12 protein-coding genes and 1 pseudogene are annotated in these 11,993 nt (G+C 54.4%); 7 read left to right on the top strand and 6 right to left on the bottom strand.

Features of this window, described 5'->3' with window-relative positions; translation table 11 throughout:
• Together M7R55_RS10460 and M7R55_RS10455 are read right to left on the bottom strand one after the other, a co-directional pair.
• Positions 1–423 (bottom strand): annotated as a pseudogene (locus M7R55_RS10460) (hypothetical protein); the annotation flags it as partial.
• 409 nt (positions 424–832) lie between these two features.
• The gene (locus M7R55_RS10455) at positions 833–1,255 is read right to left on the bottom strand and encodes a DUF3147 family protein (protein ID WP_298220351.1); all 423 of its coding nucleotides are present in this window, start codon (positions 1,253–1,255) and stop codon (positions 833–835) included.
• Positions 1,256–1,360: 105 nt separating this feature from the next.
• On the opposite strand from M7R55_RS10455, the gene metE reads away from it, so the two are divergent.
• The 6 genes from metE (at position 1,361) to msrA (ending at position 7,939) form a co-directional block, all read left to right on the top strand.
• On the top strand, positions 1,361–3,646 hold the full coding sequence (metE, locus tag M7R55_RS10450) for a 5-methyltetrahydropteroyltriglutamate--homocysteine S-methyltransferase (RefSeq protein WP_298220350.1): 2,286 nt from the start codon (positions 1,361–1,363) through the stop codon (positions 3,644–3,646).
• A 520-nt stretch (positions 3,647–4,166) separates the two neighbouring features.
• Complete coding sequence (locus M7R55_RS10445) at positions 4,167–4,616, top strand: nuclear transport factor 2 family protein (protein ID WP_298220349.1); 450 nt, start codon at positions 4,167–4,169, stop codon at positions 4,614–4,616.
• A gap of 114 nt (positions 4,617–4,730) precedes the next feature.
• Positions 4,731–5,042, top strand: coding sequence for a hypothetical protein (locus M7R55_RS10440; protein ID WP_298220348.1), 312 nt, complete (start codon positions 4,731–4,733; stop codon positions 5,040–5,042).
• Between the two features lie 28 nt (positions 5,043–5,070).
• Positions 5,071–5,628 carry an RNA polymerase sigma factor gene (locus M7R55_RS10435; protein ID WP_298220347.1) on the top strand — a complete coding sequence of 186 codons (558 nt, stop codon included), beginning with the start codon at positions 5,071–5,073 and terminating at the stop codon, positions 5,626–5,628.
• Entirely contained in the window at positions 5,625–6,440 is an 816-nt protein-coding gene (locus M7R55_RS10430; protein ID WP_298220346.1) for an anti-sigma factor, read from the top strand. The genes M7R55_RS10435 and M7R55_RS10430 overlap by 4 nt, the downstream gene beginning before the upstream one ends.
• Before the next feature lie 128 nt (positions 6,441–6,568).
• Complete coding sequence (msrA, locus tag M7R55_RS10425; RefSeq protein ID WP_366881185.1) at positions 6,569–7,939, top strand: peptide-methionine (S)-S-oxide reductase MsrA; 1,371 nt, start codon at positions 6,569–6,571, stop codon at positions 7,937–7,939.
• 170 nt (positions 7,940–8,109) lie between these two features.
• On the opposite strand, the gene M7R55_RS10420 is transcribed toward msrA, so the two are convergent.
• The 3 genes from M7R55_RS10420 to M7R55_RS10410 are packed head-to-tail and all read right to left on the bottom strand — an operon-like array spanning position 8,110 to position 10,626.
• Entirely contained in the window at positions 8,110–9,540 is a 1,431-nt protein-coding gene (locus M7R55_RS10420) for a PhoH family protein (protein ID WP_298220352.1), read from the bottom strand.
• Between the two features lie 52 nt (positions 9,541–9,592).
• On the bottom strand, positions 9,593–10,063 hold the full coding sequence (locus M7R55_RS10415) for a peroxiredoxin (RefSeq protein ID WP_298220345.1): 471 nt from the start codon (positions 10,061–10,063) through the stop codon (positions 9,593–9,595).
• A 29-nt stretch (positions 10,064–10,092) separates the two neighbouring features.
• The gene (locus M7R55_RS10410; RefSeq protein WP_298220344.1) at positions 10,093–10,626 is read right to left on the bottom strand and encodes an ACT domain-containing protein; all 534 of its coding nucleotides are present in this window, start codon (positions 10,624–10,626) and stop codon (positions 10,093–10,095) included.
• 246 nt (positions 10,627–10,872) lie between these two features.
• Here M7R55_RS10410 and M7R55_RS10405 point away from each other — a divergent pair, with 246 nt between their 5' ends.
• Positions 10,873–11,442 carry a DUF302 domain-containing protein gene (locus M7R55_RS10405; RefSeq protein ID WP_298220343.1) on the top strand — a complete coding sequence of 190 codons (570 nt, stop codon included), beginning with the start codon at positions 10,873–10,875 and terminating at the stop codon, positions 11,440–11,442.
• Positions 11,443–11,626: 184 nt separating this feature from the next.
• Here M7R55_RS10405 and M7R55_RS10400 read toward each other — a convergent pair.
• Positions 11,627–11,993, bottom strand: a 367-nt coding sequence (locus M7R55_RS10400; protein WP_298220342.1) for a LysR substrate-binding domain-containing protein, incomplete at its 5' end; no start/stop codon positions are given.

The raw sequence follows: 11,993 nt of genomic DNA, 5'->3' as shown, positions 1-11,993 counted from the left end.
TTTGCGAATTTCTATATTGCCGAAATCAGCAACATAAATATCACCGTGAGCATCTATGGCCACATCTCCCGGATTGCTAAATGAGGCTACTCTTCGAATACCATTTTTATCGCCCATCTCGCCAGATCCAGCCAGAGTCGTTACCACACCGGATGGGGTAATCTTGCGTATTCTGTTGTTATCAGAGTCGGCAACATAGATACCGCCATTGGCGTCAACTGCCAAGCCTTCAGGTCTCGCAAATAAGGCGGACGTACCAATTCCATCCTTAAATCCATCTTGATTCGCGCCAGCAAGCCTTGTCGCAACGTAATGAGTGTTTGAGCTGTCGGCATAAACCAACGCGACTGAACCGCCAAAAACTGACATCAGGGAAACAACAATTACTTGGAAAATATTGACTGTGTTTTTGGAAAGAAACATAAACGATCCTTGAGTAAGTACATTGATTTATCAGTATATTGCAACCAGTCTGATTTGACGCATCACTCAATGGGCGAAATGGTCGGTATCGCCCTTCCGGCGATGGGTTGTAAAGGGGCGCAGTACGAGTCTTGCGCTGTACACAGAACCTTTAATGGGCCGTTCTCTGCCTCACCTTTGGCCAGACAACTCAAGCGCAGGTGACGCAGTTGAGTTGATAAATATACCCGACTGTTTTCATAAGAGTGGCGCCTACTGCCCCAGCGGTATGTATGGGTCGGGATCGCGTTGTGATGATGGTTTTCTGTGGATGCCGTGATCATCCCCAGCCGAAAAGCCACCGACAACCTGAAGGCTTTGTCTTTTCCGGGGTACGAAGTTTTGTTGGCGCGATAACGACCTAACTATGTCAAAGCAGGTCCACCCCGAAACGCCGCATAACGAGCGCGAATGCGCCGAAAATCACCATGGTCAGAACAATGCAGACGATGAGCGTCGGCCAGAAACCGATGCGCTGCAACAAGGCTGGAAAAACCAGGAACATCGGCAAGGTCGGAATCACATACCAGAAGGTATACCAGGCGTGATTCGCGATTTTTTCCTCCGACTGCTGCCCGACATGCAGCCAGATCAAGGCCATAATGGTCACCAGCGGTAACGCGCCGAGCAAGCCACCGAGCTTGTCACTGCGTTTGGCCATTTCGGATACAAGGATGATCACACCGGCCGTGACCAGATACTTCGTTATCAACCAACCCATTTCAAACACTCCATAAACTTTTGTGAATGGCCCGAAGACAAACAGTCCGATCGTCTGGCTCGCAGACTTCATGCTTTGAGCTCATCATTTCATACAAATATCATCAACCAAAATCATTTTTAGTTCGCGTATCGTGAATGTTGTTAATCATACACGCCACTTTACGGAATTAATGACATGAGTACTTCATCAAACATCATCACGCATACCTTGGGGTTCCCCCGTATTGGCGAACGCCGCGCACTCAAGTGGGCACTGGAATCGCACTGGCGGGGCGAATCGTCTGCCCAAGCGCTGCAAGCGACCGCAAAAAGCGTGCGCGCGCAAACATTCTACGCCCACAAAGAGGCTGGTATCACCCATCCGCCCGTCGGCGACTTTTCGTTTTACGACCACATGGCCGACACCGCCCTGTTGTTCGGGCAAGTGCCACACCGCTTCGGCAGCACGGCCAACACGCTGGACAACCTGTTCACACTCGGCCGCGGCAAAAATGTCGCTGGGCAGAACATCGCCCCACTGGCGATGAAAAAATGGTTCAACAGCAACTATCACTACCTCGTGCCGGAACTGGAAGCGGATCAACCCATTACGCTGGATGCCGCACGCTATCTTGATCTCGTGCGCGAGGCGTTGGCGGCGAATCCGGCGGCCAAGCCCGTTCTGGTCGGTCCGCTGACCTTCCTCTATCTGTGCCGTGGTCTGGATGAAGCCGACAGGCTCGCCAAGGCCGAAGCGCTGGCCGCCGGGTATCAGTTGTTGTTGAACGAGCTCAAAACCCTCGGTGTTGCCTGGGTGCAGATCGACGAGCCCATTTTGACGCTTGATCTGCCCGCTGACTGGCTGCAAGCCTTCGAACCGACCTATCATCGTCTCAAAGTACCCGGAATCAAGCTCCTGCTGACCACCTATTTCGGCGATTTGAACGGCAATGTGGCGCTCGCCGCCAATCTTCCGGTGGATGGTCTGCACATTGACGCGACGATGACACGCGATCTGATTGCCGTGGCCGACCGTCTGCCGGATTATAAAGTGCTTTCCATCGGCATTCTCGATGGACGCTCGATCTGGCGCGCCGATCTGGCGCCTATGTTGCAGCGATTGGCACCCGTGTATGCCCGTCTTAAGGAACGCCTGTGGCTGGCCCCGTCCTGCTCCTTGCTGCATCTTCCGCTGGACGCCACCTTCGAGACAAAACTCCCGGAGTTTCTGCGCAATAACTTAAGCTATGCCCGCCAAAAACTCACCGAACTGAATCTGCTGGCCCGAGGGCTGAGCGACGGTTGGGACAGTATCGCCCTGGAACTCAATCAGGCGGCTTCGGCACGCGCCGAACTCGACCGCCAGCCGGATCGCAATTCATCCACCGTACGGGCCAAGACAGAGGCGATTGCCGCAACCGAGCCTAACCGCAGCGAAGCGTTCGCAGCACGGGCAGCGGCACAGCAGGCACGTTTCAACCTGCCGCTGCTGCCGACCACGACCATCGGTTCTTTCCCGCAGACGCATGAAATCCGTGCGGCACGCAAGGCATTCAAAAACCGGGAACGCTCCGAGGAACAATACGAGTCCAGCATGAAGGCGGAAATCCGCCATGTGATCGAGATTCAGGAAAAGATTGGTCTGGATGTGCTGGTGCATGGCGAAGCCGAGCGCAACGACATGGTCGAATACTTCGGCGAGCAGCTCGATGGCTTTGCCTTCACCCAGGAAGGCTGGGTGCAGTCCTACGGTTCGCGTTGCGTCAAACCGCCCATTATCTGGGGCGATGTGCAACGCAGTCACCCGATGACGGTAGCGTGGGCACGCTATGCACAATCGCTGAGCCAGCACCCGGTCAAGGGCATGTTGACCGGCCCGGTGACGATTCTGTTCTGGTCGTTCGTGCGCGATGATCTTTCCCGCGAGGCCGTGTGCTACCAGATTGCCGAGGCGTTACGACAAGAGATAAACGATCTCGCCGCTGCCGGCATCGGCATGATTCAAGTCGATGAACCCGCGTTCCGCGAAGGCTTGCCGCTGCGAAAAAAAGATTGGAGCGCCTACCTCGCCTGGGCCGTCCGGTCCTTCAAGCACGCCGTGGCCGATGCGCCGAAAGACGTCCAGATCCATACCCACATGTGTTACAGCGAATTCAATGACATCATCGAATCGATCGCTGCGCTGGATGCCGATGTCATCACCATCGAAACCACGCGTTCGAACATGAAACTGCTGGATGCCTTTTCAGACTTCCACTATCCCAACGCCATCGGGCCCGGCATCTACGATATTCATGCGCCGCAGATTCCGACCGTGGAAGAGATCGAACCGCGCGTTCGACTCGCACTGGAAAAAATCCCGGCCGAACGTTTATGGATCAACCCCGATTGCGGCCTGAAAACCCGTGGCTGGGCCGAAGTCATTCCCTCGTTGGAAGCCATGGTTGCCGTCGCCCACAAATTACGTCAGGAACTGGACTGATTGCCCTTCGGAATCCTTTTCGAAGGCACTCGACATAATAGACTATTGCGCCACTCATCCGATCTGGGTAAGTGGCACCAGATCGCACGATCTGATTCCATATCGACGGGTTACATCCCATGGGTACGGACCGGATACACCAAGTTCCTGTTTTATCGCACGGATGTGATTAAGGAACCTCACGATTCCAGGTGGATGGCATACTGCCCCAAGCCTGCCATACGGGCACAATCTCCATGCGATTGATGTTCATGTGGTCGGGTAAAGCGGCAATATAGTCAATTTGCTCTGCGCGCAACCCGCCCCCTACCCCTACCCCTACCCTTGCCCCTGAATCAGCTAATAGCTGCGTTTCGAACCGGATGAGCTACTCGCTTATTACCGTGCGCGACACAGCTAATCCAAAAATATTTTCAAGTGGTGGGAATAACCACCAACTGCCTCCCGTATACCTTGATGTGACGTGTTGGACGTCGAAGTCGCCCGACTTGGGTTTATTTTTTGATTGGGAAGTTATGAAATGAAATCGATTTTTACACAATCCTATTACGTCTCTTCGGCTTTGGTTGCCGGCCTGATGGCTGCCACAACTGCTTTCGCCGGGCCAGTCGATAATGCCAAGGAGCATTTCGATGCGATTGGCGCGAGTAATGTCAATTTAATTGCTCAAGACTATACCGCAGATAGTCGTTTCTACTGGATCGGCGGTCCGCTGGATGGTGATTACACTGGCGCGCAGGCGATCCGCGACGTCTGGGAAAAATTCACCAAGGCTCAAGGTGCAATGAAAGTGAAGGTCGAACACATTGAGGAAGCGGGCAACCCGAAAGGTACAACCGTAACAGCCAACGTAGTGTTCTCTGGTAAGGCAACGATCAAAGTGCGTTACGTTCTCACCTACCGTGGAGACAAGCTGATTGCCGAAACCTGGCAAATCGCACCCAAACTGGCAACGGGAAGTGCGTACTGATAGCGCGATACGCCATTGACGCTATCGATCCGCAACAATGCCTCCATGCAGACCCAAGAGGCAGCACTCTCATGACGATCGCATTCATTGATCCACACGAATAAGGAGCCCTCAGTGAAGCTATCCAAACTGGCACTCAGTTTATCGCTCATCACGACGAGCAACACCGCTAACGCTGGTGAATCAAACAAAGGCAATCTCAATCTCTGCAAGGAGAAATTGGAGACCTGTGCCGGTTGTCATGGTAGCGACGGCAGCGGCAATGGCCCGCATGGCATTCGCACCAGCAAAGACAGCCGTTGGCTTTATGTCGCACTGACAAAAGACAATGCCCTGGCGATTGTCAACGCACGCACATTGACACTTGAAAAGAAGATTGCAGTGGGCGCATTCCCCTTCTGGGGCGCCGTACAAGGGAACTCCTGATGATCCAAGAATCAATAGAGGCATGTGCATGAACCTGGATGCGGAAATTGAAGCCTGCATCCCGCGATTACGCCGTTATGCACGGGTGCTGCTTGGCGGTCATCACGCTGCGGCAGATGACTTGGTGCAAGACACCCTTGAGCGGGCCTGGCGCAAGATTCATTTCTGGCGCTGGGGCAGCGATCTGCGTCCCTGGCTGTTCGGCATCATGCACAACCTGCATGTGGATCAGGCCCGCCGGGGCCAAATCCAGACCCAATCGCTGGACGACGTGGATTTCGAGGTAGGCATAGCGCCCAGACAGGAAGATATGCTCGTCATGCAAAATCTACAGGATGCTTTGTTGCATCTAACTGAAGACCAACGCTCGGTGTTACTGCTGGTGGCGGTAGAGCAATTATCCTATCAGGATGTGTCCCGCACCTTGGGCGTCCCGCTCGGGACGGTGATGTCTCGCCTGTCGCGTGCCCGGGCGCGGCTACGCGAACTCATGGATGGCGATATGCCACTTACCTCCTCCTCCGTTCCCTGCCGCACATCGGGCCACAGTGCTTCTTTAACGGCGCCAATGAAGATAATCAAATGAGCAGACCTCCCATTTCCGAGACCGATCTGCAAGCCTATGTGGATGATCGGTTGACCCCTTCCCGCCGTGCTGAGATCGATGCCTACCTTGCCATGCATCCGGCGGAAGCCGCCCGTTTGGCCGAGTATCGCCGCCAGAACGAGCAACTGCGCGCGCTACTCAAACCCGCTTTGAACGAGCCGATCCCCACACAGCTGCGCCGATCACCCCGGACATCGCTACACGGATTGCGGTGGCGAGCTGCCGCCATGGTGATCTGGATCGGCCTGGGTGGGCTCTTGGGCACAATGCTGGGCTGGGAACTGCGCGGCGGCCCACCGATGGTGGCTCAGATACCTCAGATGACCGAGACACCCGACACACCTCGGGCCACTGTAGGCCAACGGTTGGCTAGGCGAGCGGCCGTAGCGCATGCCGTTTACAGCCCGGATACCCGTCGACCAGTCGAAATTGGCGCCGATCAGGAAGCCCAACTGGTGAGCTGGCTCTCCAAACGGCTGGGTGTCAAGCTCAAGCCCCCAAGCCTTCAGGCACAGGGGTATGAGTTGATCGGGGGGCGCTTGCTGCCGGGAGCTAAAGGTCCCGTCGCTCAGTTCATGTACCACGACACAAAAGGTCAACGCCTGACGCTGTATGTCTCAAGTGAGCGGCAGGACAAACAGGACACGGCTTTCCACTTCGCAGAAGAAGGACCGATCGGCGTGTTCTACTGGATTGACAACGGCATGGGCTATGCCATTTCCGCAGGTACGAACCGCAACGAACTGGCGCGAGTGGCGCTCGCAGTTTACAACCAGATCTCCCCGCAATAATGCGCTGGTTTCCAGAAAACACCGACCGGAAAAACCACCGATGAGCAAGCCGCTGACTGCCCGAGAAATCATCCCGGCTCAGTCCGAACAAAAGAACGGCCCAACCTTCACAGAACTGAGGAAACGATATGTTTAAGAACCCTCTGATTAAGATCAAACAGAAGTTACTGGTGTTGTTGGGGATATTGATGCTGGGTATCCCCTTCGCGGCGTCCACTGCGGATACCACGGCAACCAGGGCCACCACGGAATCCATCGTACTCGGGATGGGGTGTTTCTGGGGCGCCGAAAAGCGGATGTCTGAAATTCCCGGTGTCGTCCATGTTGAGGTGGGTTATGCCGGCGGCGATGCACCAAAAGTCGGCTACAACGACATACTCAATGAGGAACGTGCAAGCCGACGAGGGGCCAATACGGCACGTAATCACGCCGAAGTCGTAAAGGTCAGTTTCGATCCGGCACGGGTGGACCTTAAAACTATACTCATCAAATTTTGGGAGAATCACGACCCGACCCAAGGCGACCGTCAAGGCAATGATGTCGGCAGCAACTACCGCAGCGCGATTTATTACACGACGGAAGATCAGAAGGCGGTGGCACTGTCCACGCGTGATGCGTATCAAGCCGCGCTCACCAAGGCGGGCCATCCATCTATAACCACCGAGATCGCCCCACTACGCAACTACAATACCGCCGAGGAATACCATCAGAACTATCTGAAAAAGAATCCCAATGGTTATTGTGGACTGGGCGGCACCAGTGTGGCCTACCCACAATTGGGCACCTCGAAAAATCCCAAGGATGGGGTTTTTCGGGGCACCCAATCAGGACAGGCAACGCATCCACAACCGCCTCAGCTTTCGGCCAATACACTGAATTTCACTCGGCAACTGATCGTATTCGAGGCGGAAGATTGCCCATTCTGCAAACAATTCAAGGCAGATGTGCTCAATGGCTGGCGCTCCGAAGTACCAATCATCACCACACTCAACCCACACCCGCCCGAGGGCTGGACATTGAGCAAGGCACTTTTCGCCACCCCGACGATCGTGCTGTTCGAGCAAGGCAAGGAAATATCCCGCTACACCGGCTATAACGGTGAAAAGGATCGATTCTGGAAGTGGCTGGGCTACCAGCTGCTCACGCCAGAGCAGCGCAGAATCGCCTTTGAAGATGGTACGGAACGTCCGTTCACAGGCTCGCATCTGGATGAAAAACGTCCCGGCATGTTCGTGGACCCGATCACCGGTGCCCCGTTATTCCGCAGCGATGCCAAATTTGACAGTGGCACCGGCTGGCCGAGTTTTTTCAACCCGGTACCCGGCGCCATCACACTCAAGGAAGACAATGCCTACGGCATGCATCGCGTCGAAGTGATCAGTACCAGTTCGGGCATTCATCTCGGACACGTGTTCGACGATGGACCGCCACCAACCGGAAAGCGCTACTGCATTAACGGCAATGTACTGAAGTTTGTACCGGACAAGCAATCATCCTGATTGAGCGGAAAGTGACACACTTCAGTTGGTTGGCCGGTCAGCCTGAGTTTGCCGGGATGATGTGCGGTCATGCCACCTAAGGAACGTACAAACAAAAGCCCCCGCCAAACATCGACGGGGGCTTTTTAACACCCTGAATCCAAATAGGAATCTGGAATCAGCTTGGCAATTTACAGTACCTCAGCCGCGTGTTCCGCCAGACGTGAACGCTCGCCGCGCGCCAGCGTGATGTGAGCACCGTGCGGCCAGCCTTTGAAGCGATCAACCACAAAGGTCAAACCGGACGAGGTTTCGGTCAAATACGGCGTATCGATTTGCGCCACGTTGCCCAGACAAACCATTTTCGTGCCCGGGCCCGCCCGCGTGATCAAGGTACGCATCTGCTTGGCGGTGAGGTTCTGCGCTTCGTCGATAATGACAAACTTGTTCTGAAAGGTGCGCCCGCGCATGAAATTGAGTGAGCGGATCTTGATTCGTGAACGCAGCAGGTCATTCGTCGCTGCCCGCTCCCAACCACCACCATCACTACTGGAATCGGTTTTGGAGAGCACCTCGAGGTTATCCATCAATGCCCCCATCCACGGCGTCATTTTTTCCTCTTCAGTGCCCGGGAGAAAACCGATGTCTTCACCTACCGGAATCGTGACCCGCGTCATGATGATCTCGCTGTACCGGTTCTTTTCCAATGTGAGCGCCAACGCGGCTGCCAGTGTCAAAAGCGTCTTCCCGGTACCCGCCTGCCCCAGCAAGGTGACGAAATCCACTTCGGGGTCCATCAGATGATTCAGGGCAAAACTCTGCTCGCGATTGCGTGCCGTGATGCCCCAGACGGATTGCCGTTCGTGCTGAAAATTAATCGCACTCTCGACCACCGCCGATCCATCGGCGGCAATCTCGCGCACGATGCCGGAAAAAGGCGTTGCACCCTCGATGAACATGCACAGATTCACATACCATTCGGACGTCTGCGGACCATGCACCCGATAGAATGCCCGCCCTTCTTCCTGCCAGGATTCCAGCGCCTTGCCGTGGTTATCCCAGAAATCATCGGTCAACTGCACGATCCCGCTATGCAGGAGCGATACGTCGTCCAGCACCTGATCGTTATGGTAATCCTCGGCCTTGAGGCCCAAGGCGGTCGCCTTGATGCGCAGGTTGATGTCTTTGGACACCAGGATGACATCCCGATCGGTGATCCGATGACGCAATGCCAAGGTGACGCCCAGAATTTGATTGTCCGGGCGGCCACCCGGCATGTTTGCGGGCAGCTCAATCGACTCACTCTCGGTTTGCAGGAACAGGCGCCCGACTTCCGGGGACCGCTCATTGTTTTTCGACAGCAAGGGGCTTTGAATCGGCAATCCCTGGTTGATATTTCCCAGATCCGCGTCCCGCAACAAATCGTCCAGAAAACGACTGACCTGACGCACATTACGCGCAGTTTCGCTGGTGCCTTTCTTGCCGTTATCCAGCTCTTCAATCACCATCATTGGCAGATAAATATCATGCTCCATGAAACGGAAAATCGACGTCGGATCGTGCATCAATACATTTGTATCCAGTACAAACAGGCACTTTCTCTGGCGCGTGTTATTAATCATCGAATACTCGGCCTCCCAGGCTGATTGCAAAAATAAAATCCTCGGGCACCTCTCATCGGGCGTCCCGAATGGTCGCCAGAACCGCCTCGGCATGGCCGGGCACCTTCACTTTGCGCCATACGGCATGAACCTGTCCATCCGGGGAGATCAAAAAAGTACTGCGCTCGATGCCCTCAAAGGTCTTGCCATACATTTTCTTTTCACGAATCACGTCAAACACCCGTGAGACCGTTTGCTCCGTATCGGCAATCAACGGGAATGTCAGCCCCTGCTTTGCACAGAATCGGGCGTGACTCTCGGCATTATCGTTCGACACGCCAACGATGACGGCATCAGCCTGTTCGAACTCCGGCAACAAGCGTTGGAAATCCTGCGCCTCAGTCGTACAACCCGGTGTATTGTCGCGAGGATAGAAGTAGAGCACCACCCACTTGCCCGAATAGGTCTGCTTGGTTATTTGTTCTCCCTTCGTCGTGATACCAGCAAATGAAGGCACGGCGGAACCCACAGTCAACTCAGCCATTTTTTTCTCCGTTCATCAACAAAATCTGATCAAGGACGCCGTTCCGGCTCGATAGCCGCATCAAGATTTAGGGTATCGCATAGATCAAAAAAATCCGACTTTAATTGACCCAGATGGCAGCGGGCGGGAATTTCAATCTGCGCGCGCAATTCGATCAATCGCTCGCTACTGCGGGCGGGCCGATAAGCCCGCGTGGACAGTTCACGAATACCTGCCTCCTGTCGGGCGAGAAATCGGGTGATCACGGCAGCAAGATCAGCGGATTCCAACCCGATGGCATCGACGACATAAGGCAGTACAGGCTCGCGTCGGGGTTCGGCTTGCTCGTGCTGAATCTGGATATCGATACCGCCCCGCTCGGCGAACTCGCGCAAGGCCGAGTCGACACGGCTCACACGATCCCAGTTGCCGCAAATACGCAGGGCCACCGCCATGCACTGCTCGAACGACAACATGTGGCTATCCTGGGCGCGACATTGCTGCTGTTGAATCAAGGCCAGAAGATCGGCCAGATGGGATGCGTCCATCGGACCGAACAGATTTACGATCAGCTGGGTTTGCATATGGCCTTCGCGTGAATGTATCGATGGGTTCGATTCTAGAGGATTTATCCTCGAACAGGGGGATCTAAAAACCAACCCCATCAGATTTCATAAAAGTGTAGAATCCAGGTGCTGAACTGGGTTTATTAGCAGTTCGCTATATTAACCGTGTTTATTCTTGATGAACTAAATCAGTTTGTCAGCGTTTACTAATGCAGTAACAATGAACAGGCTACATAGATAGAAACAAACAAACGGGGTGAGTCAATGCGTAATCTCTTGAAAGCATCTGTACTGGGTGTGGCGATCATTTCACTTTCTGGCTGCGGCTTTTTGTCGATCAAAGACAAACTCGACCCGCAAGCAATGGACATCTACAGCGGCATGTATGACCGCTTTGTTAGCAGTGGCGGCGACCTGGGCGCGGCCACCGTTTGGCGCATGGAAGTAGATAAAGGCTTAAGCCCTGACGATATCAAAAACAGTATCGAATCGGCTTCTGTCGGTACCGGTCTGAAAAACGTAGGTGAAATGCCTTTGTCCAAGCAGCTTGAACTGGAAACGGGTGAAAAACAACGCTACCTGATGATCTATCAGTATTGCAGCCCATCCATTGCACGTCAGGCTGTCGATTTCAGCCCCTATTTTTCAGCCTACCTGCCTTGCCGTATCGCTGTAGTTGAAGACAAGGAAGGCCGTTACTGGCTGTATGGCCTGAACATGGACATGTTCGTCCATGGCGGCAAGAACATGCCTGAGCCGTTCAAATCCAACGCGCAGCACGTACGTGATTCAATGTACAAGATGATGGAAGCGGGCGCACACGGCGGCTTCTGATCCGACTCAGCTGGTGGTCTCCACCGGCTAGCGCAAAAACCCCGGATAGCTCCGGGGTTTTTTATTGCCTGCTGTTTTAACCCCAGATACAAAAAACCACCGTATCAGGGTGGTTTTTACTGTTGATCAACGCGGAAGAGGGATTACCGTTCGACCAGCCACTCAGCGTCCAAGAACAATCAGGTCAACTTGCGGTATTCGTCTGAATGCTTTCCAGATCCTGCATCGGCGAGCTGTTACTGCAGTAATCCCGCGAGAATTCCAGCAAATCCTCCATTGCCGGCAGACGGAACGTGTGCCGCTGCCGGACAAAAGAAAAATCACGGTACAGACGCGGGCTCAGCGGCACGGCCTTGAGCAGCCCCAGCTTGAGTTCTTTGGTAATGCCGGATGAAGACATGATCGACAAACCCATACCCGCCTGAACTGCGCCCTTGATTGCTTCCGGGCTACCAAGCTCCATACAGACATCCCAACCATCTGAATAACCATGCTCAACCAGATAATTGAGTACCATTTCCCGCGTACCAGAGCCTTCTTCACGGCAGATG

Source organism: Halothiobacillus sp. (assembly GCF_027346185.1).
GTDB lineage: Bacteria > Pseudomonadota > Gammaproteobacteria > Halothiobacillales > Halothiobacillaceae > Halothiobacillus.
The sequence above is the reverse complement of the archived record's forward strand: the minus strand, read 5'-3'. Positions and strand labels throughout refer to the sequence as shown.